This is a genomic window from Arthrobacter sp. SDTb3-6, assembly GCF_013376095.1.
In the GTDB taxonomy this organism is placed as follows: domain Bacteria; phylum Actinomycetota; class Actinomycetes; order Actinomycetales; family Micrococcaceae; genus Specibacter.
In genome coordinates this window covers 1-23,504 of sequence record NZ_JAAMFN010000036.1, presented here as the reverse complement: position 1 = coordinate 23,504, position 23,504 = coordinate 1, and the positions used below count along the sequence as shown (strand labels likewise).

20 protein-coding genes are annotated in these 23,504 nt (G+C 61.7%); 16 read left to right on the top strand and 4 right to left on the bottom strand.

Annotation, left to right across the window (positions count from 1 at the left end):
* The first annotated feature begins 46 nt into the window (after window positions 1–46).
* From G6035_RS15655 to G6035_RS15645, 3 genes are all read left to right on the top strand, one after another.
* The gene (locus G6035_RS15655) at window positions 47–1,360 is read left to right on the top strand and encodes a UDP-glucose/GDP-mannose dehydrogenase family protein (protein ID WP_176618036.1); all 1,314 of its coding nucleotides are present in this window, start codon (window positions 47–49) and stop codon (window positions 1,358–1,360) included.
* Window positions 1,361–1,485: 125 nt separating this feature from the next.
* Window positions 1,486–3,282, top strand: coding sequence for a DUF4012 domain-containing protein (locus tag G6035_RS15650; RefSeq protein WP_371131034.1), 1,797 nt, complete (start codon window positions 1,486–1,488; stop codon window positions 3,280–3,282).
* A 218-nt stretch (window positions 3,283–3,500) separates the two neighbouring features.
* On the top strand, window positions 3,501–4,073 hold the full coding sequence (locus tag G6035_RS15645; protein ID WP_256128048.1) for an LPXTG cell wall anchor domain-containing protein: 573 nt from the start codon (window positions 3,501–3,503) through the stop codon (window positions 4,071–4,073).
* A 112-nt stretch (window positions 4,074–4,185) separates the two neighbouring features.
* Here G6035_RS15645 and sufU read toward each other — a convergent pair whose 3' ends face one another.
* The gene (gene sufU, locus G6035_RS15640; protein WP_176618033.1) at window positions 4,186–4,659 is read right to left on the bottom strand and encodes a Fe-S cluster assembly sulfur transfer protein SufU; all 474 of its coding nucleotides are present in this window, start codon (window positions 4,657–4,659) and stop codon (window positions 4,186–4,188) included.
* Between the two features lie 2 nt (window positions 4,660–4,661).
* Complete coding sequence (locus G6035_RS15635; RefSeq protein WP_256128047.1) at window positions 4,662–5,969, bottom strand: SufS family cysteine desulfurase; 1,308 nt, start codon at window positions 5,967–5,969, stop codon at window positions 4,662–4,664.
* Window positions 5,970–6,119: 150 nt separating this feature from the next.
* On the opposite strand from G6035_RS15635, the gene G6035_RS15630 reads away from it, so the two are divergent.
* The 3 genes from G6035_RS15630 to G6035_RS15620 all read left to right on the top strand — a co-directional run bounded on the left by G6035_RS15630 (window position 6,120) and on the right by G6035_RS15620 (window position 11,432).
* On the top strand, window positions 6,120–7,247 hold the full coding sequence (locus tag G6035_RS15630) for an NAD(P)-dependent oxidoreductase (protein WP_176618032.1): 1,128 nt from the start codon (window positions 6,120–6,122) through the stop codon (window positions 7,245–7,247).
* A gap of 1,379 nt (window positions 7,248–8,626) precedes the next feature.
* Window positions 8,627–9,529 (top strand): glycosyltransferase family 87 protein, encoded by a 903-nt coding sequence (locus tag G6035_RS15625; protein WP_176618031.1) that lies wholly within the window; start codon window positions 8,627–8,629, stop codon window positions 9,527–9,529.
* Between the two features lie 46 nt (window positions 9,530–9,575).
* Window positions 9,576–11,432 carry a hypothetical protein gene (locus G6035_RS15620; RefSeq protein WP_176618030.1) on the top strand — a complete coding sequence of 619 codons (1,857 nt, stop codon included), beginning with the start codon at window positions 9,576–9,578 and terminating at the stop codon, window positions 11,430–11,432.
* Window positions 11,433–11,935: 503 nt separating this feature from the next.
* On the opposite strand, the gene G6035_RS15610 is transcribed toward G6035_RS15620, so the two are convergent.
* Both G6035_RS15610 and G6035_RS15605 read right to left on the bottom strand, forming a co-directional pair.
* On the bottom strand, window positions 11,936–12,742 hold the full coding sequence (locus G6035_RS15610) for a putative transposase (RefSeq protein ID WP_176618028.1): 807 nt from the start codon (window positions 12,740–12,742) through the stop codon (window positions 11,936–11,938).
* 724 nt (window positions 12,743–13,466) lie between these two features.
* Window positions 13,467–14,102: a MarR family winged helix-turn-helix transcriptional regulator gene (locus tag G6035_RS15605; protein ID WP_176618027.1), complete on the bottom strand. Its 636-nt coding sequence runs from the start codon at window positions 14,100–14,102 to the stop codon at window positions 13,467–13,469.
* A gap of 343 nt (window positions 14,103–14,445) precedes the next feature.
* Between G6035_RS15605 and G6035_RS15600 the strand changes: the two genes are divergently transcribed.
* From G6035_RS15600 to G6035_RS15555, 10 genes are all read left to right on the top strand, one after another.
* Window positions 14,446–14,649: a Flp family type IVb pilin gene (locus tag G6035_RS15600; RefSeq protein ID WP_176618026.1), complete on the top strand. Its 204-nt coding sequence runs from the start codon at window positions 14,446–14,448 to the stop codon at window positions 14,647–14,649.
* Window positions 14,650–14,759: 110 nt separating this feature from the next.
* Window positions 14,760–15,116: a TadE/TadG family type IV pilus assembly protein gene (locus G6035_RS15595; protein WP_371131033.1), complete on the top strand. Its 357-nt coding sequence runs from the start codon at window positions 14,760–14,762 to the stop codon at window positions 15,114–15,116.
* On the top strand, window positions 15,113–16,075 hold the full coding sequence (locus G6035_RS15590; protein ID WP_256128046.1) for a pilus assembly protein TadG-related protein: 963 nt from the start codon (window positions 15,113–15,115) through the stop codon (window positions 16,073–16,075). The genes G6035_RS15595 and G6035_RS15590 overlap by 4 nt, the downstream gene beginning before the upstream one ends.
* A gap of 6 nt (window positions 16,076–16,081) precedes the next feature.
* Window positions 16,082–16,807, top strand: coding sequence for a Flp pilus assembly protein CpaB (gene cpaB / locus G6035_RS15585; protein WP_176618023.1), 726 nt, complete (start codon window positions 16,082–16,084; stop codon window positions 16,805–16,807).
* Entirely contained in the window at window positions 16,804–18,000 is a 1,197-nt protein-coding gene (locus tag G6035_RS15580; RefSeq protein ID WP_176618022.1) for an AAA family ATPase, read from the top strand. Before cpaB ends, G6035_RS15580 begins: the two co-directional genes overlap by 4 nt.
* On the top strand, window positions 17,997–19,400 hold the full coding sequence (locus G6035_RS15575; protein ID WP_176618021.1) for a CpaF family protein: 1,404 nt from the start codon (window positions 17,997–17,999) through the stop codon (window positions 19,398–19,400). Before G6035_RS15580 ends, G6035_RS15575 begins: the two co-directional genes overlap by 4 nt.
* An 86-nt stretch (window positions 19,401–19,486) precedes the next feature.
* Window positions 19,487–20,329, top strand: coding sequence for a type II secretion system F family protein (locus tag G6035_RS15570; protein WP_256128045.1), 843 nt, complete (start codon window positions 19,487–19,489; stop codon window positions 20,327–20,329).
* A 68-nt stretch (window positions 20,330–20,397) separates the two neighbouring features.
* Window positions 20,398–21,279, top strand: a complete 882-nt coding sequence (locus tag G6035_RS15565; RefSeq protein WP_176618019.1) for a type II secretion system F family protein — start codon at window positions 20,398–20,400, stop codon at window positions 21,277–21,279.
* Between the two features lie 337 nt (window positions 21,280–21,616).
* Window positions 21,617–22,144: an A24 family peptidase gene (locus tag G6035_RS15560; protein ID WP_176618018.1), complete on the top strand. Its 528-nt coding sequence runs from the start codon at window positions 21,617–21,619 to the stop codon at window positions 22,142–22,144.
* A gap of 251 nt (window positions 22,145–22,395) precedes the next feature.
* Complete coding sequence (locus G6035_RS15555) at window positions 22,396–22,881, top strand: hypothetical protein (RefSeq protein WP_371131035.1); 486 nt, start codon at window positions 22,396–22,398, stop codon at window positions 22,879–22,881.
* Window positions 22,882–23,504 lie beyond the last annotated feature (623 nt).

Sequence of the window (23,504 nt, the reverse complement as noted above, 5' to 3'; positions counted from 1 at the left end):
CCCACCGTTGTAAAAGTTTTTAAATTTCTAACAGAAAGTTCCTTCAATGCGAATCTCGGTCATTGGTTGTGGATACCTCGGCGCCGTGCATGCTGCCTGCATGGCCAAGCTGGGCCATGACGTTGTAGGCATAGACGTGGACGAATTCAAGGTTGCGGAACTTTCCGCAGCCAGGGCGCCGTTCTTTGAGCCCGGCTTGGAGGAGCTGCTCCGAGAGGTCCAGTCCACCGGCCGCCTGACCTTTACCACTGACATGGCAGCTGCCGCCGGCAACTCAGTCCACTTCATCTGTGTGGGGACACCGCAGAAGAAGGGCGAAAAGGCTGCCGACCTCAGCTACGTGGATGCTGCCTCCGCTGCCTTGGCCCCCTACCTCGCGGCTGGCGATTTGGTGGTAGGCAAGTCCACCGTTCCTGTCGGAACTGCCAAACGCCTTGCTGGATTGATCCAAGAAGTCCAGCCCGACGCACGGCTGGCCTGGAACCCGGAGTTTCTGCGTGAGGGCCACGCGGTTCAAGACACGCTTTCCCCAGATAGACTGGTCTACGGTGTCCCCGACGGCTCCGAAGACCATGAAGCGGTTGAAGTGCTGGATGAGGTTTATGCTGCGCCCTTGTTAGGCGGCACCCCGCGCCTGGTAACGGACTACGCCACCGCTGAACTGGTCAAGTCCGCGGCAAATTCATTCCTCGCCACCAAAATCTCTTTTATCAATGCCATGGCCGAGGTCTGCGAAGCTGCGGGCGCCGACGTCACCCTGCTGGCCGACGCCATTGGGCTGGATGAGCGGATTGGCCGGAAATTCCTCAACGCAGGGATCGGCTTTGGCGGCGGCTGCCTGCCCAAGGACATCCGCTCCTTCATGGCCCGTGCCGGGGAGCTCGGTGCCGACCAGGCGCTGACATTCCTCCGCGAGGTGGACGCCATCAATATGCGTCGGAGAACCAAGATGGTGGAGCTGGCCCGTGAAATCTGTGGCGGATCCCTGCTGGGCCAGCGCATCACTGTTTTGGGTGCCGCCTTCAAGCCAAACAGTGACGACGTGCGGGACTCCCCCGCGCTGAGCATCGCAGCGCAGCTGCAGCTGCAGGGGGCCGTGGTGACCGTCACGGATCCGGAATCGCTGGCCAACGCGGCCCGCAGGTTTCCGGAACTGAACTACCAGCCGGATATGGAGGAGTCCCTGCGGGGCGCGGATGCTGTGCTCATGCTCACCGAATGGCAGCAGTACCGCGAGCTGGACCCCCATGCCGCAGCCGGCTTGGTGCGCAGTCCGAGGATCCTGGACGGCAGGAATGTGCTTGACCCAGGCAAGTGGCGGGCCGCCGGCTGGACGTACCGCGGCATGGGGCGTCCCTAGAGATGGCCGCGACGCATGGTGCCAGGAAACCATTGAAGCAACCTTCTGAATCCTCAAATCGCGTTCGGCGGACAGTCCAGCCATTGGCAGGCCGTCGGCGCCGCAAAAATAATCTCCGGATCGGTGTGGCACTGCTGGTCCTGGTGGTCATAGGAGGAGGCACAACCGCGTGGCTCGGTTTCCGTGCCGGGCAAATCAAGGACAACTTGGCGGCCACCACGCACCTCCTACCCCAGTTGAAGTCCCAGATTCTGGCTAACGACCCGAAGCACGCCGCCGCTACGGTGGCCTCGCTGGCGGAACACACCTATGCCGCGAAAAGGGCCGCGACGGATCCGGTCTGGAAGCTGGCCAGCGGGCTGCCCTGGATAGGCCCCAACCTCGCCGCTGCCTCCGAGGCCGCCACCACCGCGGACGACGTGGTGCGCCTGGCCGCCCAGCCGCTGGTGGGCGCCTTCAACTCCCTGGACTGGAAGGCATTGGCTCCTGTGAACGGTGCCGTTCAGCTGGCGCCGTTGCAAAAAGCGGCCCCGAGCGTTGTTGCGGCTGCCAATTCCGTGGAGCTCTCCTACGAACGCTTGGCCGGCATCGATGCGGCTCCGCTGCTCCCTCAGGTTGCGGGCCCTCTGGTCACCGCCAAGAGCCAGCTCAACGAGCTTCGCGGCGCGCTTTCCGCAGCATCGGGAGCCGTCCAACTGGTTCCCGCAATGATGGGCGCAGACGGTCCGCGGAATTATTTGCTGCTCATCCAGAACAATGCCGAGGTGCGTGCCAGCGGCGGGATTCCGGGCGCGCTGGCAGTAATCCATATTGACAAGGGCAAGATGCAGCTCACCCAACAGGACTCCGCCAGCGCCTTGGGCCTGTTCGATCCTGCAATAAAGGTGGACGCGGCCCAGGAAGCCATCTACTCCAACCGCATGGGCAGCTACATGCAGGACGTCAACATGACGCCGGACTTCCCTACGGCAGCCTCCACGGCCCGCGCCATGTGGGTGCAGCGCCACCCAGGGCAAAAGATAGACGGCGTGGTATCCATTGACCCGGTGGCCCTTTCAGTTGTCTTGAAGGCGACCGGGCCAGTGGACATCAAATTGCCGGTGCCTGCCGATGTTGCGCAGGAATCAGGCCTTGGAGCCCTGCCTACGCACTTGACCAGCGAGAACCTGGTGCCTGTTTTGCTGTCCGATGTTTATGCCAAAGTCAAGGAACCCGCGCTCCAGGACGTCTATTTCGCCGCCGTGGCCAAGCAGGTCTTCGAAAAACTTTCCGCCGGAAATATCTCCGGTGAAAAATTGGTCCAGGCCTTGGGAACCAGCGTTGCCGAAAACAGGATTCTTCTCTGGTCCACGCACAGCAATGAGCAGGCACTCTTGGAAACAGAACGCATTGGCGGCACCATCTCCGGACCGGCTGTCCCGGCGGCGGCCTTCGGCGTGTATTTCAACGACGGCACGGGCGCCAAGATGGATTACTACGTCAAAAGGACGGTCCAGCTTATCCAAAAATGCACGGCCGGCGGCTACGGCGAATACACGGCGAAAATTACCTTGACCAATACGGCTCCCGGGAACGCCGCCACGGCCCTGCCCGAATATGTCACGGGTGGCGGCGTTTACGGTGTTTCCCCCGGCCACGTAGCCACCAACGTCATTGCCTACGGACCCTCCCAGGCCCGCTCCCAGGCTGTCCGCGTGGACGGCAAGACCACCGGCTTCGGCTCGTTTTCCCAGAACGAACGTCCCGTGGGGGTGGTCCGGGTCGAGCTGGCCCCGGGGCAGACCACCACGGTGGAAGTAGATTTCTCCAAGGTGGTCCAGACCAGCCCGGCCCAGCTCGAGGTCACTCCGACCATCCAGAAAAACAGCGACGTAATCTTGCCACTACACAAGGATGCGGGGTGCACGCCGGCCGTACCCTGACAATTTCTGCATCAACGTAATGGCGACATTTGCACGAGTTTCCATGAACGTGAACATTAACAATCAATAACAATCCAACTTTGGTTGAGTACGGCCCCCGGATGCTGGTAGTCTTCAAAAGGCTTCTGGTCTCAGCGGGGGCGCGTTGCCAAAACCAAAATTAGAAGTGGGGAACCCTTATGAAGAAAGCACTCGCCAGCTTGGCGCTTGCAGGTATTTTGACTCTTTCCGTCGGAAGCGTTGCCGCACAGGCCGCTCCGAATGACTACCCGGCCGGACCGCCCTCCGGCAGCGTCTCGGTTGCCGTTGTTGCTCCGGGCCAGGCCTTTATTTTCTCCGGCAGCGGCTTTACGCCCGGTGAGGCAATTTTTGTCACCATCACGCTGTCCAACCCGGTAGCTGGCGGCGCCATTGGTTCCATGGGCGGCGGTGTGTCCTCCTCCGTGCCGATCATCATCAAGCCCGTGGCCACGCCTTCGTCATTCACCACGACGGCAACCGCAACGGGCACCTTCTCTGTGCCCGTGGAACTGGACAAGACCGGCACCTACACGCTGACCGCCACCGGCAAGACGTCCGGCGTGACGGTCACCCAGACGGTCAAGGTTGTTGCGGCTGCCGTCAACCCCAGTGGCAACAACGTAGCGGGCACCCAGCCGGGCGGCCTGGCCAGCACAGGCGTTGACGCCGGCGTCCTGGTCTGGTCGCTCGTCGGCGCCGGTGCGCTGGCCGCAGGTGTGGGCACGGTAGTGGTCTCCCGCCGCCGCAGCCGCGCCTCCGCGGACGCGTAAGGCACCACCAAAATCCGGGCCCGCCCGGTGACATGGAAGGCCCGGAACCAACGGTTCCGGGCCTTCAGCATTTAATCCTGCCAGCCTGCCGGGCCGTGCCAGCCCGGCTGGGCTACGCAGTCTGCCGCAGGGCGTCCTCCGCGGCCACCCAGGCCAGCATGGCGCACTTGACGCGGGCCGGAAACTTCGAGACCCCGGAGAGCGCTGCCGCGTCGCCGAGGACTTCCTCGTCCGCCTGCAGTTTTCCGCGGGAGCGCATCACCTCGCGGAAGCTGTCGATCATTATCTGGACCTCTCCTGCGCCCAGCCCCACCACCAGCTCGCTGAGGATGGAGGCGGACGCCATGGAGATGGAGCAGCCGTCCCCTGCCCAGTGGATGCCGGAGATGGTCCGCGCCCCCGCATCCCCGGACGTTTCCACCCGCAGGGTGATCTCATCGCCGCACACGGGGTTCAACTGGTGGCACTGGCCCGTTCCGGCCGGCAGGTGCTCCCCCGCCAGCTGGTCGTTCGGCAGGTCCGCGCCCGTGCGGGCCTTGGACTGCTCAAGGATGATCTGCTGGTACAGCGAATCCAATGCACTCATGGTCAGGCTCCCGTGATTCCGAAGTAGGGGCGCACGCCGGCCACGGCGGCCAGGAACGCATCCACTTCCTCCGTGGTGTTGTACAGATAGGCGCTGGCGCGGGTGGAGGCACTCAGCCCCAGCCGTCGGTGCAGCGGTTGGGCGCAATGGTGGCCCACGCGGACGGCGACGCCGGCAGCGTCAAGGAACTGCCCGACGTCGTGTGCGTGCACGCCGTCCACCTCAAAGGCGGCCAGGCCGGCGCGGGCGGTGCCGGCGGAGGGGCCCAGAACGCGGATGCCGGGGATGGCCTCCAGCCCGGCCACCATGCGCTGGCCGAGGGCCGCCTCCCAGGCGTGGATGCGGTCCATGCCGGTCTCACTGAGGTAGTTCACGGCGGCGGCAAAGGCGGCGGCCTGCGAGATGGCCTGGGTGCCGGCCTCAAAGCGCTGCGGCGAGGGCAGGTAGCCGGCACGGTCCATGGTGACGGTGGTGATCATGGAGCCGCCCGTCAGGAACGGCGGCATGGCATCCAGCAGTTCGGCACGCCCGTACACGGCGCCGATCCCGGTGGGGGCCAGCATCTTGTGGCCTGAGAACACGGCAAAGTCCACGTCCAGGGCCTTCACGTCCAGGCCCAGGTGGGGGGCGGACTGGCAGGCGTCGAGCACCACCATGGCGCCGACGTCGTGCGCCATGCGGGCCAGTTCCACCACGGGGTTGATGACGCCGGTGACGTTGGAGACGTGGGTGAAGGAGAACACCCTGGTGCGGGCGGTGAACGCGGCGGCCGCGGCCTCCATGTCCAGCTGGCCGTCGTCCATGATGGGGATGAATTTCAGCGTGGCGCCGGTGCGCCGGCACAGCTCCTGCCACGGGATGAGGTTGGCGTGGTGTTCCATCTCGGTCACCAGCACCTCGTCCCCGGGGCCGACGGCGAACTGCCGGGCTTCCGGTGCCACCTCGCCGACGCTGGCGTTGCCGAAAGAGTACGCGATCAGGTTCAGGCCGGCGGTGGCGTTGGCCGTCCAGACCAGCTCGTTTTCCGCAGCCCCGATGAATGCGGCCACGGTGGCGCGGGCGTCCTCAAAGACGTCCGTGGCCGCAACGGCGAGCGTGTGGGCGCCGCGGTGCACGGCCGAGTTGCGCTGCTCGTAGAACTCCTGCTCGGCCTCCAGAACGCTGACCGGCTTTTGCGAGGTGGCGCCCGAATCCAGGTAGACTAGGGTGTTGCCGTTGACCTCTTGGCCAAGGATGGGGAAGTCGTTGCGGATGCGGCGCACTTCCACGTCCGTCAACGGTCCGGTGTGTACGTGGTCAGCGGATGTCAACAGCAAAACGCATGCTCCTTCTAGGCCTTGCCGGGCCGGTGCCGGTCCGACTGCTGGATGGTGGCAAATACGTCACATCCAACTCGCTTAATTATTGCATTGATTCCACGGCTACCGGTCAGAGGTGCGGCGCGGCGCTACGCTGGGGGCATGGAACCAATTCCGGTGGCAGGCTTGCGGGTGTGTTGCCTGGTCCGCACTGCCCCGCCACCGGCGGGAACCACTGGCCACTGGCGGCTGGAGAAAGTGCACGCCCGGCACCTGCCGGAGTTCGGGCCGAAACACCCTGAGTTCTATTTCAACGAGTCCGCAGGCATTTCCTGGCCCATTCCACCGCTGCAGCCCGACATCCCCGTCCACGGCCGGACCCGCCGGGCGGGCTTCGGGGACGGCCGTGCTTCCAGGACCCTCGTGGTGGGCGCCAACGGCCAGCTGGGCCGCGCCCTGCGCGCCAGGTACCTTGGCGACCCCGACGTCGACTTCCTGACCCGCACGGAACTGGACCTTGCGGCCCCGGAGCCCTTCCTGGGCGTTGACTTCTCCCGGTACGCCACAGTCATCAATGCCGCCGCCTACACGTCCGTGGATGCCGCCGAAACTCCCGCCGGGCGGGCCGCGGCGTGGGCCGTGAACGCCACGGCCGTGGGCGCCCTTGCGCGCGCCTGCACTGAGCACCGGATGAACCTGGTCCAGCTCTCCAGCGACCACGTCTTCGACGGCACCGTGGAAATCCACGACGAGGACGAGCCGGTCTCCCCGCTGGGCGTGTACGGCCAGTCCCAGGCCGCCGGTGACATCGCCGCAGCCACCACGCCGCGCCATTACATCCTGCGCACCAGCCGGCTCACCGGCGACGGCAGCAACTTCGTCACCTCGATGGCCTCCCTGGCGCGGCGCGGCGCCCGGCCCACGGTGGTCAATGACGAGTACGGCCGCCTGACATTCGCCGAGGACCTCGCCGCCGCCATCGCGCACCTGCTCGGCACCGGCGCCCGCTACGGCGTCTACAACATGTCCAACTCCGGGCCGGTCCAGTCGTGGGCGGAGGTGGCTGCGGACGTGTTTGGGCTCCTGGGGCTCCCCCGTGACTCCGTCACAGGCGTCCCTGCAGCGGACTATTACGCAGACCGGCCCGGCTCCGCTCCACGGCCCGCCCATTCAGCCCTCAACCTGGCCAAGCTCAAGGCGTCGGGATTCACGCCGCCGCCGGCCCGCGAACGGTTGGAGGGGTTTTTGGGCGGATGGACGGCTCACCACAGCGGGTCACGGCCCAAATAGCGGGCCAGTGCGGCATTGCGGGGTGCGTAGTAGTCTGTCAGTACGACGGCGGGAGCCCCAGGAAGTCGCAGACCACGTCAAACATCCCCCGCGCGTCCCGCTAGAAGTCCTCACTGCGCAGGACCAGGAGCTGCCCTTCAGGGAACGCACTATGCCAGTTCTGGATTTGGGGCTGGTAAACGCCCAGCCCGCGGTTAGGGTAAACGCCGCAGGCCAGGCTGTAGTAGTCCGGATCCGCGGCGGATGCCCCGGGCGGTGGCAAACCCAAGCATGTCCATCAGAAATATCCCTCGTTCGGGCGCCTCGACGCCCTCCCCTGCCTGACAGCGTCGCGCGCCCGCCAGGTCAAGCTGCGAAACTCCTACGAAGGTACGAAGCGCTTGTCATGGACAGTCCCGCCGACTTCCCCATGGTCGAGGTCTCCGCCGAATGCTCGCGGGTGGAGAACACCTGCGACCGGAGCGAGCAGCCAGCGACTCACCCGGAGCGAACCCTTGATGCGTGTCAGAGGTCAATGGATGACCGCTCCAACAGGCCGACCCACCCGACGGTCCTGATCTCCCTTGCCGTCGCAGGACACATGGGTCCTGGCACCCGGGATGGTCAAGGTGAAGGCACCGCTGCCAGTTGAAGGCTTCTCCCGGGCCGTCGTCGCGGGTCTCGCGCTCATTGAGTCTTACTGCCGCGGACATAACATCGGCCAAGAGCGGGAGAACGATCCGTTCTTCGAGCCGGCCAGGTACATTCGCGGCCGCGACTCGGCGTTTTTCGACGCCCAATCCCCGGACGTCGAGGAACCCAGCCGCCGGATGATGCAGCTTCACCGTCCAGTCGATTCTACACCCATCGTTGGATCGTCCGCGGCCACTGGCGCAACCAGACGGACGGGAAGAACCAACCACTGCCATGCCTCACATGGGTGCCCTCGTACATGGACGAAAACCACCGCGGGAAGGGTTACTCCGTCCTCCGCCCCCATAGCGTCCAGGGAAATCACCTACGCCCATCTCGACACGCTTGAACGGTTCTTCTCCTCTGACGGCCCGAACGGCACACGGCAGGAAGTACACCATCATGAACGGATTCGCCGCGGGACATCGGGTGCGCGGAGCCTCTTGTGATTGCGGTCGTAGAATCGAGCAGTGGATTTGTCCATGAATCTGCCCGATCCAACCCTTGGTCGTGGCCGGCCCGCGCTTTCCGGAGGTACTCCCGGTCCCTGACCGGAGCATCGAAAACCTCAGCCTGATTCGCAGTCTCACTTACGTCGGTGCTGCCGTTTAATGGGCCCGATAAGGTCCAGTTGTCCCAGGTCGTAAGCCTTATTTGGGTGGTGGGAATTTTCGGATTTGGGTCGGTTCCATGGCAATATTGGGCCCATGTACAGCAGCAAGGACAGCGATATGGGCCTTCCACGCCCCGGCTGGGGGCCGGCAGGTGTTTTCGCGCGGGATTTTCCAATGGTTGCCCGTTCCGCGCTCATTCTCGTCTGGCCCTTGGCCCTTGTGGCAGTGTTCGTGTCGGTCCGCCATCTCGTCACCGGCAATCCAATCGGTCAAGACTCTCATGCCTACTGGCTCGCGGCGCACGGGAACCTTTCCTACGGTGAAGCTCCCGGACAAAGGGATGCCTATTTGTATTCGCCCGCTTTCGCTGCCGCGATCAAGCCATTTGCGCTGCTTCCGTGGCCCCTGTTTTGCGCGGCATGGTTTGGTATCGAGTCAGCAGTTGTGGTCTGGCTTGTAAGACCCTTGCGGGCGCGTTGGGCGATTCCCGTGGCTATGTTGTGTATCCCGGAGCTCGTCGTCGGCAACATCTATATTTTGCTGGCAGCCACCGCTGTTATCGGCATGCGGATGCCTGCGGCATGGTCTTTCGCCATCCTGACCAAAGTTACCACCGGTGTTGGCCTGCTCTGGTTCGCCGCTCGTGGAGACTGGAAGCACGTGATTCAAGGCGCGGGGGCAACACTGCTCATCTTCGCCATTTTTTATACAGTTGATCCAACCGCATGGAGCGCCTGGGCGAAGTTCCTGTTGCTAAACAGGAATGGAACACCAGACAGCGGAATCGGCTTTATGGCCCGTTCCATCGTGGCCGTCGTGTTGGTCGTTGTCGGTGCCCGGAAGCAGTGGGCCTTCCTTGTCGCTCCAGCGATGGTCCTCGCGTCGCCTGTCCTCGTTTCCTTCGTTCCCTGGACGATCTTGGCGGCCATACCGCGACTTCTTTTGGAACGCCCGGCTCCCTCTCGGAGCGCTAGGGTTCACGCGCGTAAAGGGTAATCAGGACTCCCAAACCGTATAGCGGACTCCAATGGAGAATCAGCTGATGGCCCACATAAAATGCCTCTCTGGCTTCTTCTTCCGGCAGCCTGGTCATTTTTGGCAACTAAATCCAGGCAATTCCAAGTCGATGTCGTCCGACCAATTACCGCGGTGTTCGGTCTATGTCCTCGTTGTTTTGGACGGACGCATACCGGTGGCGTCGGAACTGCCGCTATTATTGACGCAAATGGGACTACTAGGGTTGGGCTTCAAACGAGAGCGGCGACTTGACCGGGCAACAGGGACCTCCCATGTTTCCATAAACAATCACCGCGGTCTGCTCGGTTTTTGGAACACCCGGGCCGTTGAAACTCTGACTTCGCTTGGAGCATTGTTGCTCGCCCTGGTTGCCGTATGGCACATGGCGTCCTCTTCCCGGTCCTGGATGCTGTACTACGGTGCGGAAACCGTGCTCCCGGCCCTGCTATGGGGTTCAGGGAGTTTTCAGCACTGGGCGTTGTCGGCGGTGTTGTTCCTGCCTGAAATGGCTTTGTATAGCTTGATCGCCCTGTGCGGTCTGAGTCTGAAGGCGACATTGACGACGTTTGCGGTGGCCGACTTTTTCTTCGCCTACCTTTTGCTGCGCATGACCGCTGGTTTCATTGTGAAAGCCCCACGTCCGGCGCGCGCGTTTGGGGCGCTTTTGGCGTTCACCGCAATTGTAGTGTTTGCGGTCTTGGATGATTCACCCGGTTGGGACACGTTCGAGCTGGTATCTCTCTTGGCGACCGCGACATACTACAGCGCAACGGTCTTAGCTTTGATCGCGACCATCGGGATCACCGCAGCACTCACAGCCGCTGCCCTTCCCCGCGCCCGCCATAGCCGATTGACGTGCGGCCTCGCTGCCGTGGTTTTCATTTCCACAGCGTCGAACCCTCTCTACCTCGGCTGGGTGCTTGTCCCGCTGGTCGCAACGTTACTCGTACTGACGTGGCGGCGGGTGCTGGGACTGCGAAAGACAGCCCGCATCTCGGCCCTCGTCTTCGGCTTTGCGGCCGCCGGGTTGGCTGCCAGGCTTCCTTTCAGCGGACTCATTACGAAGGACACGTCCACGTACGCCGCCCCTGAACGGGCGCTGGCCACGGCGCTTTACTACGTGCGCATGCTGGTTGAACGGGCATCCACACTTTCTGGCTTCGTTTCCCTCGTTTTAATGTTCGCATTGATCATCGCCAGCGCGCTGCTTTCCCGCCACTTCATCCGGAAAAAATCTTCGTCAGCGGCACTCGTGGCCACGATGGGATGGATGAGCCCGCTGATCACGGTTTGCGGTGCCGTGGGCCTTGGTGCCGTGGGGACCCGTTATCTCCAGCCACTTTTCTATGCCCCGGCAATCGCGCTCGTGTTCATCCCCGCACTCATGCGGTCGAGGCGGTCAATGGCAAGGTTGCCTGCGTGGCTCCCCTTGGTGCGAAAACCAGTAGCGACCATATCCACGGCCGTCATCATTACCCTATGCTGCGCCCTGGCCGGGGCGGCACTCTTCAGTGAGTCAGCTGGCGTGGAAACAAGCATTCGCTGCGTGGATGGCTGGATCACCGCCCACAATCGCCCGGGCGCAGGCGGCTATTGGACCATTCGCGGACCGAAGGCGTACCTTGCCAATAAATCCCTGCTCCTTCAGGTCGATGACCACTTCAACGCTTACCCGTGGCTCGTGGACCGCACGGACTTCAATACCCGTTCCGTTTCCTTCGTGGTCCATGACAGAAGCTACCCGGCGCCACAACTACCACCTGGAATTCATCCCACCCATACGACGGTGGTGCACTGCGGACGCTATACGATCCAAGACTTTGGATCTGCCATCCTGCCCGTGGGCCCTGCAGCCACCACTCCCGCACCTCCCGTACCCTAGCCGGTGGGCCTGCTCCTTCCACGCAATAGGGTGCCCGCGTTGACCCTCGTCGTCGAACCAGGCCCCGTACCGGTGCATGATCCCCAGGCCGTTGCGGACGGACCTCGAACGGATTGTCCTTGCCCAGCCGACGTGTAGCATCGGGCCAGGCAGCAGCACCCCCGAACCTGGAGTTGAGGTTTAGGTTCCGTCCGGGTCCTGGCGGTGGGCCGCGTGTCAACGCCATCCGAAAATAGGGCCAGTATTGCCAACTGAAAATGAGGCCACCTGACATCATTGAAGGTGATTAATTTGGATGATTGGGCAACTATCCGCCACCGCTTTGCGAACGAGAAGATTTCCAAGCGGGAATTGGCGAAGCAGCTGGGCGTCTCACGCGGGACGGTCGATCGGGCCTTGGCGCAGACGCGGCGCCGAAGTACGAACGTAAGCCGGCAGGGTCTCCGTTCGACGCGTTTGAGAAGGACCAGGCCTCCTGACATGGTGAGGTGATTGTTGTGGGGTCAGGCGCTGTTTTTGATCTTGTAGCGCAGGATCAGTTCGGTGCCTGGGTAGCGGGTTTGGGTGGCGGTGAGGTGCTCGCAGAGCTTGGCGATGGCCTGTTTTTTAGCTTGGGTGGGTAGCGGATCCAGGGTGATGGTGAGGTGGCCGGGGACGGTGGTGTCGATGTCACCGCCCTGGTTGAAGGCTTGGCGCATCAGTGCGTGGGCTTCCTGGTTGGCCCGGGCGTAGCCGGTGTTGGTGCGGATCTCCCGGGCGATGGTCATTGCGGTGTTGTAGGCAGCCATGCGGATCCCGGTATGGATCATTTTCGTTTCGGTGTCCAGGACTTGTTGGCCCGGGTTCAGGTCCCCGAGACGTACCTTCGCCGGAATTTTCTTGTGGTCTTTCTCGGCAGTGGTGAGGGCGGTTTCGGCTTCCCAGAACGGTGCCATGGCCTGGTTGTGCATGTCGTTGGTGATCGTGAGGGAAAGTTCCCTGGCTCCTTCTTCCGGGGTCTTCAGCGCCATCAGGTTGATATCGGCGATGGCAGCAGCATCGGCATGGGCATTCCGGGCCGCCACGACTTTTTGATACGCCTTCGTCTTGGCAGGGTTGGGGACCATCCGATCCTCATCGTCATCAGCGCTGGCATAGGAATCGTGGGATTCCAGGTCGAAGTGCATGCGGGCGTAGCGGAACTGAACCGCCCCGGGTTTAATGGAGGGTGTTGATTCCTTGAAAGGATGAGCATTTTGCCAGCACCTAAGGAGTATCCCGATGAGCTTCTCCAGCGGGCAGTCCGTCTCGTGATGGACGCCCCACGGCAAGAATCGCTGAAATCTTGATGATATTACGCCCGCTTTTTCCTTTGTTTGGGCATACCGAGTGGATGGTGACTCACCGCGCCAGCACCGCGGTAACGGGTGGCGGCGCTTTGCCTTAACCGGTCAAAGGCCACCACCCGATCGGGTGAACGGGGACTTATCCATGACACCCTGAAGGCGAGAAGACCACTAGGAAAGTAATTCAAGTGTCCTCCCGGAGAATCCCCAGTCCGGACTTAACCGCCTTCCAGCCACAGGCACAAATGCCCGGAGCCACCGACGTTCCCTTGGTGCCGGAGACAGCAACCGCGTTACGGACTGCGTACCGGCTGGGGATCAGGAGGCTGTTGCCGGCTGAAAGCCCGGTACGTCGGGGAAGCGTGGCAGGGGTCATGAAAAGCACCTTTGGCTGAGACCTTCAAGGAGTTGCTGCCACGGGCTGCTCACAGGGACGCTGGGTTCCTGTGACCGCCGGCAGCTCCTAAATCAGGGAGCATCCCAACAGATGCCAAGTCAATCTAACACCTTGGGTGGGGCGAGATTATTAACATTTGATAACAATGGGTTAGAAACGTGCACTATGAATCAAAGCGGCTCGGCTGGGTCTGCGCCGATCCCCGTTCCGATGCCTCCGGTGGCCGGCGGGGCGGCTTGGTCTGGAACGGGGCACCGTTGGCGGGAGCCTCATCGCAGCCGGTGCCCGGCAGTCTGGTGCGACGGGGCATGTTCAGGCTTTGTTCAGCGTTTCGGGTACCGATTTGGCGTCGTTGCGGTGGCTAAAACTGAACCAGGTTGTCCACGTCTGGGTGGGGGAAGGGATGCGATAGTGCCCTATGGTCCCCGGGTCCCGTTGTTCGGCCGCGCTTTTGGGGTTCTTGCCGGCATCGCCCTCCGGTGATTGTGCTGCATGGATTGCTGCTTCGAGTGAACGATTGAGTTCGGCAAGGAACTTTTCGGATCTTTCAACTCCTTGTTCCGCCAGTCGCGAGACCACGTCGAGCACTGCGTCCTCGAACTTCTCGTACAGCCACTCCATCGCATGCAGGCCCGCGGGTGTAAGGGAAATCAACAAGCCGCGGCGGTCTTCGGGATTGGGGTCACGCCGGAGGAATCCGTTCTTTTCCACCCGGTCCAATAATCCTGTCATGGTTCCTGACGTCACCCCCATCAGGATCCGGAGTTCCTTTGGAGCCATGGACCCTTCACTGTACAGAAGATCCAAGGCCGTGAGGTCGCTGTTTCCCAGGCCCAGTTCACGGCCCCGTTCAGCCCTCAGGCGCTGCCCGTTCGTGGCCAGGGCGTGCAGTTCCTTGGCAAGGGCCTTCATTCCATCCCTTGCCTCCGTGCTGGTCAGCTCATTCAATTGCCAGTTCAACTCCTTCTACAATCTGCTCGAAACGCGAGCTACTTGATGTCAATGGTACCTGAACCGCAGGAAACCGGGAAGGATCCGCTTCCGAGGCAACGATGCCGGAATTCAGAAACCCCTATTTCATCGCGTTAAACCGGGAAAGTAGACCCTGTGGGCCATTAAACGAGGGGACGCCGGGCAGGAGCGCCGGCATCTGGGGTAGACCACCTACATAGGTTGTAAGCCAAGTCTCTTGACATGTTTCTTAACTCCCTTTAGTCTTTTTTATGTCGCCGGGTTTTACCTGCTACGCAGGGGCGGCAGGTCTCCCCTTAGCTCATTGAATAGGAATATTATGTTGCCTCTTTTCATCACCCTTCAGTCCTTCCTCGCCTCAACCAAGCGCCGCCTCAACCGTGAAGAGTCGGGCGCCACTGCGGTCGAGTATGGTCTTCTCGTCGGCCTCATCGCCGTCGTGATCGTCGCCGCCTTGCTGCTCCTTGGGCCGAAGCTCGCCACCTTGTTCACGAACGTCTCGAACACGATTCCGGCCGGCTGACCCTAAACGACGTGAGGGGCGGGCAGCCCAGGCTGGGTGGCTGCCCGCCCCTCTCTACGCCCAGGAGGGGTCAGATGGCGCGCAGACGGTCAGAGGATGGCGCGGCGGCCGTGGAATTTGCCCTCGTGCTGCCTCTTCTCATCATGCTCATACTCGGGATCTTGGAATTTGGGTTGGCGTACAACGCCCAGATCACCGTCACCAATGCCGCACGTGAGGGGGTACGGACCATGGCGATCCAAAACAGCACGAGTGCGGCTAAAACAGCTGTTGAAACAGCGGCGTCTGCGTTGAACCCCGCGATCACGGATTCTGAAATCACGATAACCGTCTCCAACGGGACAACTACATGTACCGGTGGCTCAACGGCCACGGTCGCAATTCAGTACCCGTTTAAGTTTCTTACCGGCTTCTTCGGGACCGGCTACACCATGACGGGCAAGGCGGCTATGCGATGCGGTGGATGATGCCAGACGGGATCCAAAACGAGCGCGGCGCGGTCGCCGTCATTGTCGCTCTGTCCATGGTGGTTTTGTTGGGCGCCACCGCTTTCAGCCTGGACGTCGGCGCCATGTACGCCGAACGCTCCCAACTGCAAAACGGTGCTGATGCCGCCGCCATAGCCATTGCGCAGAACTGTGCCGCAGGGTCCTGCGGCGACACCACCACCACCGCTCAAAATCTAGCCAACTCCAATGCCAACGACGGCGCCAGCAATGTCGGCGCTATCGATTTTCCCACGTCCACCAGTGTCCATGTCATGACAACAACGAAGGACGCGGCCACGGGCGCCGGGTCCCTGGCACTCTCCTTCGCCCCGGTCCTTGGAATCAGGAACAAGACCGTGGCAGCGGATGCGACCGCCGGCTGGGGTTATCCCGCCAGCGGCCCGGATGCCTTGGCGCTGGCGTTCGCACCGTGCGTTTTCAACCCGAACGGGACCATCCAGGTTATTACCCTCAGCGGCAGCGGTGGAAGCAAGTGCTCGAGCACGAGCCCGTCAGGGCAGGTCCTGCCCGGCGGGTTCGGATGGCTGGCCGACCCGACCGGGACGTGCAATGCGAATGTGAGCATCACCAGCAATGCCCCGGTCAGTGGCAACACCGGCGTGAGCATTTCCGCACCCTGCGCCGCCTCACTGTCCAATCTGGCAAACAAGACTGTCCTGTTGCCGGTCTACAGTGACATTGGCGGGACCGGTACCGGCGCCTGGTACGTTATCCGCGGATGGGCCGCCTTCAAGGTGCTCGGCTGGAACTTCACCGGGCCTACCACGAATTACAACAACAACACCTACCCCGGGGCCACGTGCCAGAATACCTGCAAAGGGCTCATCGGCCAGTTCATCAGCTTCGTATCCCTTGACACCAACTTCACCACAGGTGGGCCGAACCTCGGCGCCGCCTTGGTCACCTTGACGAAATAGAGACCAGTGAAAGTTCGACTGCTCAGCACCCTCGCCGCCCTCATCCTCGCCATAATCGCTGCCGTCCTGATCGCCTCCTACGTCCAGGGCGCCAACCAGCGCGCCTACGCCGGAGCAGCCACGCGCGAAGTTCTCATCGTTGGCAAACCTATTGCCGCCGGGACGCCTGTAACGGCCTTGCCAGGGTCCCTGCAGCTAAAATCCCTTCCGGAAGCAGCCATCGCCGACGGGGCGATGAGCGCACTGGGGAACACCGCGGACCTGGTCACAGCCGTCAACCTGGTCCCGGGTGAACAATTGCTGCGCTCCCGCCTGGTCAGCCCTGCTTCCCTGCAAGGTTCGGGCACCGTCGCAGTACCCAAGGGCATGCAGGAAATCAGCATCCAGCTAAGCCCTGACCGAATGGTAGGCGGAAGCCTCACGGCCGGTGACACGGTAGGGATCTTCATTTCCTTCCCGGCTTCAGGGAACAAGCCGACCATGACACGCCTGGTCTTCCAAAAAGTACTCGTCACCGCCGTCCAGGGGGCACCGGCCCCATCCAACACCGGCAAATCAGGCACTGCCGCCGCGCCCACCGGCAGTGAACTGATTACCTTTGCCCTATCGGCCACCAACGCCGAAAAAATTGTTTACTCCGCCCAATACGGCTCCATCTGGCTCTCCAAGCAACCAGCCAACGTCGATGAAAGCGGCACCGGCAACGTGACCCAAAGCGATGTGTTCCATTGAGCCGCTTTATCCTGGTCACAGACAACCCGGACTTCGCCCAGCGTGTCCGGAAGGCCATTTCCGGCGGGCTCCCCGGGGGACTGCGAGTTTTGACCGACGTCCTCATTCCGAAAAACCCCCAGGAATTGCTCGCCGATGAGGGAGAAGAAGCCGCCGAGGTCGTCCTGGTAGGTCCGGGAGTCGCGCCGGAGGACGCGCTCCATCTGGCTGCGGTTTTCGATGTGCAACTGCCCTCGATCAGCGTTGTCCTGGTCGCTGTCCCCGAACCTGACCTTGCCCTGGCTGCCATGCGGACGGGGATCCGCGACATCCTCGATCCGGATGCCGATGAGAAAACGATCCGCGTTCTGTTGGAGCGGGCCGGCCGCTCGGCTGCGACAAGGCACCGAAACTTGGAAGCCCCCCTACCTAAACCTGCCGACAATGCGCGCACCATAGTTGTCGCTTCCCCCAAAGGCGGCGTCGGCAAAACAACGCTGGCAACCAACATCGCCGTCGCCCTTGGCCGCATCGGACCGATGTCAACCGTCCTGGTTGACCTTGACGCCCAATTCGGCGACGTGGCCGGTGCCCTCCAGCTCGATCCCGAACATACGCTGCTGGATGCAGTAACAGGGGCTGCAAAGCAGGACCCCATGGTCCTGAAGGCCTTTCTGAGCGTCCACCACAGCTCGATCTATGTGCTGTGTGCCCCCAAGCGCCCGGCAGACGCTGACCGGATCACCGGCGAGGACGTCCAGCATCTGCTGGAACAACTTGCCGGGGAATTCCGATACGTGGTGATCGACACGGCCCCCGGGCTGGGAGAACAGACCCTCGCCGCGCTGGAACACGCCAGCGATGCCCTGATGGTGTGCACCATGGATGTTCCCGGTGTCCGCGGTCTGCGCAAGGAATTGGACGTATTTGACCAGCTCGGTCTCGTTGCCCCCCATCGCCGAAAAGTTGTGGTCAACATGGCGGAGCGTTCCAGTCCCTTGTCCATCCGTGACATAGAAGCCACCCTCCGGGGCCCCGTGGACAATATCGTTCCACGATCGAAAGAGATCGCCTTTTCCACGAACAAGGGCGTCCCGCTGTTGCAGTCCAGCTCCCGAGGGCCGGCCGTCAAAGCCCTCAACCGGCTGGCTGAAAGTTTTAGACCAGACCCCAAGCCCCGCAAAGGCATGCACAAACGAGCTGAACTGACATGAACCTTTCCGAACGACTCGCAGCCCTGGGGATCGACGAACCCACAAGCCCGCCGCGCCCCGCCCCAGCTGCGCTGCCGGATACGGCGCCCGACGCGCCACTTCCTGTGTCTTCCCCCATGGACGCCTTGCTGACCCTGAAGGCGCGGGTCGGGGCGGCATTGTTCGAACGCCTGGGCAGCCGGCTGAACGATCCGACCCTGGCCGAGGAAGACCTTGTGGCCTTTGCCCGGGATGCCTTGGCTGAGATCGTCGAAGCCGAACAGCTCCCGCTGAGCAACACTGAGCGTCAACGTCTCGTCAGACAAATCAGTGACGATGTGCTCGGGTTCGGACCTCTCCAGCCGTTGCTGGACGACCCGAACCTCACAGAAATTATGGTCAACGGTCCCGAACAGGTCTTTGTCGAACGCAACGGGCGCCTTACCCTCACAGCCGCACGGTTTAGGTCCGAAGAGCAACTGCGGCGAGTCATCGAGAAAATCGTCTCCCGGGTCGGGCGCCGCATCGATGAATCCTCCCCGCTGGTGGACGCCCGCCTGGACGACGGTTCCCGAGTCAACGCCGTCATCCCCCCATTGGCGGTCAACGGGTCATCGCTGACCATTCGAAAGTTCGCAGCCGACCCGCTTAAAGTTCAGGACCTGATCTCCTACGGATCCATGTCCCACGAAATGGCCGAACTGCTCGAAGCCTGCGTGCGGGCCCATCTGAACATCATCGTCTCCGGAGGAACCGGAACGGGCAAAACGACACTGCTGAACGTCCTTTCCTCCTTTATCCCCAAGGGCGAGCGAATCATCACCATCGAGGACGCTGTTGAGCTCCAGCTCCAGCAGGAACATGTCGTCCGCTTGGAAAGCCGGCCGGCCAACATTGAAGGAAAGGGCGAGATCACCATCCGCGACCTGCTCCGAAACTCCCTTCGAATGCGGCCCGATCGGATCGTTGTCGGTGAGTGCCGCGGCGGAGAAGCCCTCGACATGCTCCAGGCCATGAACACCGGTCACGACGGCTCACTGTCCACCATCCACTCCAACTCTCCGCGTGACGCGATCGCCCGCATGGAAACACTGGTCCTGATGGCCGGCATGGACCTGCCCTTGCGTGCCATCCGCGAACAGGTCGCCTCCGCGGTCAACCTCATCGTGCAACTGACACGAATGCGCGACGGCAGCCGCCGCGTCACCCACATCACAGAAGTTCAAGGGATGGAAGGGGACATCGTGACGCTGCAGGACGCTTTCGTATTCGATTACTCAGCCGGGGTCGACAGTTCCGGACGGATACTGGGCAAAACAGTTTTCACCGGGGTGCGCCCACGCTTTGCCGACCGCTTCGCCGACCTTGGCATCAACATCTCCCCCCGAGTGTTCGAAATGCAGGAAAGCAGGTCTCGCTGATGATCATCGCCGCCGTCCTTCTCTTGTTCCTGGCCGCGGCCCTTATCATCTTCGGGGCTTTCAAACCGGGCCAAGAACGCCTTGCCATGGAAAGGCGACGCCCGGCAGAGGCCATCCCCCAGTCCGGGCTAAGCCGGATAACCAGCTCCGCTGCCGATGCCATCGCCAGCGCCCTGGAGCGCCTGGGCTGGTCACGGTCCCTTGCCGCAGGGCTGGAACGTGCCGGGGTCAAGATCACACCCCCGGAATTCCTCATCCTGGTGTTCTCCGCCATGCTCACAGTCCTGTTGTTGGGCTACCTGCTTGGCGGAATCGCATTGGGCCTGCTCATGGCCCTGATCGTCCCAGTCGGAGCGAAACTGCTGCTCGGTTTCAAGGAATCCAACAGGCGAACAGTCTTTGCGAACCAGCTCGATGACACCCTCCAACTGCTCTCCGGCGGGCTCCGGGCCGGGCACAGCCTCCTGCGCGCCATAGATGCCGTCTCCCATGAAGCCGAATCGCCCACCAATGAAGAGTTTGCCAGGATCGTCAACGAGACCCGCCTGGGACGCGACCTCAACGACGCGCTCGAGCAAGCAGCCGAACGCATGCGCAGTGAGGACTTCAGCTGGGTCGCACAAGCCATCGGCATCCACCGCGAGGTCGGAGGAGACCTGGCCGGCGTTCTCGACCAAGTCGGGCATACCATACGCGAACGCAACCAGATCCGCCGCCAGGTAGCCGGCCTAAGCGCCGAGGGAAAAATGTCCGCCTACATTCTCTTCGCCATCCCCTTCGCCGTCATCGGCATCCTGACGCTCACCAGTCCGTCCTACATCGCCAAGTTCATCCAGTCCCCGCTTGGATACGCCATGATCGGGGCCGCCATCGTCATGCTGACTATTGGCGGCATATGGATGAAAAAAGTAGTCAGCTTCAAATTCTGAACGCACATCCTCCAGCGCCACGGCCCTCTGAAATTGCAACGGCCAATTGCCCTCCCTGAAAGGAAAAAATGCCCGCCACTGTCATTATCGCCATCTTCCTGGCGGCCGGCTTTATACCTTTCGCCACATGGTGCCTGATACCTGCAGATGCCGCATCACGGCGTGAAATCCGGAAAAACCTCTCCCGCGGAATCGAAGTAGTGGCCCCGACACCAGGACCGCTGCTGCCATCCTTTGCTGCCTTGGCCGACCGGCTTGTTGTGCCCGCCAACCGTCGAATGCTCGATAAACTGTTGGCGCTGGCCGGAAGGCCAGCCGCCTGGCCCCTCCCCCGCCTCGTGCTGGCCAAACCCCTGCTCGCCCTGGTCGCTGCAAGCGTAGGGCTTCTCCTCCTTAGCGCAGCTCCTTCCGGCCCTATCCTGGGCCTCGTCATCATCATGGCGAGCGTCGCGTACTTCGTTCCGGACCTGCTGCTCTACAGCCGCGGCATTGAACGCCAGGCCGCCATCGGGCTGCAGCTGCCCGACACACTGGACCAGATGCTCATCGCCGTCGAAGCCGGATTGGGCTTCGAAGCATCAATGTCCAGGGCCGGCCAAAACGGCAAAGGCCCGCTGGCCGAAGAACTGGTCCGGACACTGCAAGACATGCGCGTTGGGATGTCAAGGAAGGAAGCCTACCAATTACTGGGCCAACGTACCGCCGTCCCCGATCTGCGGGCCTTCATTAGGGCAGTGGTCCAAGCAGATGCATACGGCATCTCCATCAGCGCCGTGCTGCGCACCCAGGCCCAGGAGATGCGGCTGAAACGACGCCAAAGAGCGGAAGAAAAAGCCATGAAAATACCAGTAAAGGTCCTCTTCCCCCTGATGCTGTTCATTCTGCCAGTCCTGTTCATCGCCGTCCTCGGACCAACCATCATCACAATCGCCAGCAACTACTCCTTCTAGACACCGCAATGACCGGACCAACCGATTCCCAACCCGACCGACGGTGCCGCCCCGAAGCGACCCTGACCGACATCCTCGCGATCAGATCCACAATGTCAGGGCACCGCCAACCGTACCGCAGGAGATGATCCAGTGATTTCAGGAAACACCCCCGGCACCGAAAGAAAGACGTTCCTTGGCAACCCATCTTCCATGGCTTCTGGCGGCCTGTTGTGCGATAGGAGCCTTCACCGGCCGGTACGGCGAAACGACAACACTGAAGTGGACACCCCACATAAAATACCGGCCATCACGGCGTGCAAGATGGACAACGACCATCCTGGGCGGCCTGCTGTTCATGGCATTGGCCCTCAGGTTCGGCGCCACCCAAACCCTGCCAGGCTATCTTCTCCTCGCCCTCAGCGGGACCATCTTGTCCCGCATCGATCTCAAAACAAAACTCCTCCCCAACCGCATCGTGTGGCCGGCCTTCTGGATAGGGGCCGCATCACTGGCCCTTGCCAGTGGAACCGCCCACGCATGGCCCAACTTCGCACGAGCCGCCCTGGGCGCCCTCATACTCTTCACCACCTACCTTGTCCTGGCCCTGATCTCCCCAGCCGGACTCGGCATGGGCGATGTGAAATTCGCCGCCGTGCTGGGCATGTACTCCGCCTACATCGGCTGGGGCACACTCTTCGTCACCGGCCTCCTCGGATTCCTGTTGGGCGCAATCGTCGCCCTCGTTGTTGCTGCAACAAGGCGCGGCCAACCCACAACAACTTTCCCATTCGGGCCGTCCATGTTCAGCGGCGCCATACTATCCATCCTCGGATCCCCAAAAATCGTGCCCTTCCTGTTCCCTTTCCTGCCCGCCCTGCATTAGATGCAATGCCATTTACAGGGAAACCGGTTCACCTTCACATCCGTCCACGCCTGGGGAACAACAACGTCAGATAATCCAATAAGGAACCTTATTGGACGGACAAAACTGACCCCCAACCGAAGATCGAAATGGATCACCCCAGCTATGCCCCATACGCGCATGAGATCAATCAAGAACGCGCCGCACGCAACCAAAAACCAAGCACCCACCCAACCGGGCGCGGTGGAGAATAAGGAGGACCACAGGTGCTGATGGCAGAAAACAGTCAGGCGTGGCGGACCGACCCCGCCAGTCTTCGCGAGGTCATCGATGACCCCCAAATATTCGAGAACCGACTTCCGACAGCCCCTCCACTGGAGCGCGTATGGATTCTCGGCATGCTCGGCCGCTTGAAGGAAGCGGCCCGCGAAGGGGAGGCAATCCTCGCCACAGCTTCCAACCGTTTTCATCCCCTTCTCATCCTGGCCCAGGTCTATCTGCGGCAGTACCGGTGGCATGACGCCGCTATGCTGCAAGAAGAAGCACTGCAAGGCGCCCGAAAATTGGCCCGAGAGGCTCTGGTCCGTGAACAAATCGGCAAACGACTCTTCGACGAAGGACGCTACCAGGCCGCGGCAGCCGAACTTGAATGGGCCATGGATCTTTACCGAACCACCGGCCGCTCAGAATCACAAACCACTGCATGCGCACTCGCTCTCGCCAGGGCCCGGGAAGAATCCTTCAAACAAAATCAGTAAGGAAACAGTAGAAAGACCGGATACCCCGCCTGAAAATACCAACATTTTGCCCGCAGACCCATTGTTGTCACTCCAAATTATCGGCACAAGAATTGACGTGGCAATAATTCGCTCGACTTTTACGGAAACGGAACCGGCAGTTGACAGCCCGCTCCTTCAATAAAGCCCGACCTATTAAAGTTTAACCCTGCCCATACCTGACAAATATTGGTTGATGCGATAAAATAGGGGCACGCGTCTATTGATGTGCGATTTGTACCTGCTGGGGGTGCAATGTATCGCGGGGAATTTATCATGACAACAACATTTGCACAGCACCACTGGGCGACAACGGTCTCCAACAGAACCTGGTTAGTGTCCTCCTACCTGGGATGCACTGCCGTAGGCATCTGGCCCGTCATACCAGACCCGGGAGCAAAAGATCCCGCCAAAGCCGTGACATGCCACCTCCCCACGATCCCGGACGCGACCCTAGACCAACCCGGCGACAGGTTCCAGTCGAACACAGCAACCCCAAAACGAGACGTCGAGTAGCGTCTGCCCCAGACCAGCGCCGCGCACAATTTCGGCGGTGTCAAGCCGTCTTAGCATCATTGTCGTTGAGTAGTTTGGTGAATACTTCC

What these genes read in the sequence shown, in the direction of transcription:
- G6035_RS15655 (WP_176618036.1), top strand. Translation starts at nt 47, where the DNA reads ATGCGAATCTCGGTCATTGGTTGTGGATACCTCGGCGCCGTGCATGCT.
- sufU (WP_176618033.1), bottom strand. Translation starts at nt 4,659, where the DNA reads ATGAGTGCATTGGATTCGCTGTACCAGCAGATCATCCTTGAGCAGTCC.
- G6035_RS15630 (WP_176618032.1), top strand. Translation starts at nt 6,120, where the DNA reads ATGGAACCAATTCCGGTGGCAGGCTTGCGGGTGTGTTGCCTGGTCCGC.
- G6035_RS15625 (WP_176618031.1), top strand. Translation starts at nt 8,627, where the DNA reads ATGTACAGCAGCAAGGACAGCGATATGGGCCTTCCACGCCCCGGCTGG.
- G6035_RS15620 (WP_176618030.1), top strand. Translation starts at nt 9,576, where the DNA reads ATGGCCCACATAAAATGCCTCTCTGGCTTCTTCTTCCGGCAGCCTGGT.
- G6035_RS15600 (WP_176618026.1), top strand. Translation starts at nt 14,446, where the DNA reads ATGTTGCCTCTTTTCATCACCCTTCAGTCCTTCCTCGCCTCAACCAAG.
- G6035_RS15590 (WP_256128046.1), top strand. Translation starts at nt 15,113, where the DNA reads ATGATGCCAGACGGGATCCAAAACGAGCGCGGCGCGGTCGCCGTCATT.
- G6035_RS15575 (WP_176618021.1), top strand. Translation starts at nt 17,997, where the DNA reads ATGAACCTTTCCGAACGACTCGCAGCCCTGGGGATCGACGAACCCACA.
- G6035_RS15570 (WP_256128045.1), top strand. Translation starts at nt 19,487, where the DNA reads ATGGAAAGGCGACGCCCGGCAGAGGCCATCCCCCAGTCCGGGCTAAGC.
- G6035_RS15565 (WP_176618019.1), top strand. Translation starts at nt 20,398, where the DNA reads ATGCCCGCCACTGTCATTATCGCCATCTTCCTGGCGGCCGGCTTTATA.
- G6035_RS15560 (WP_176618018.1), top strand. Translation starts at nt 21,617, where the DNA reads ATGGCATTGGCCCTCAGGTTCGGCGCCACCCAAACCCTGCCAGGCTAT.
- G6035_RS15555 (WP_371131035.1), top strand. Translation starts at nt 22,396, where the DNA reads ATGGCAGAAAACAGTCAGGCGTGGCGGACCGACCCCGCCAGTCTTCGC.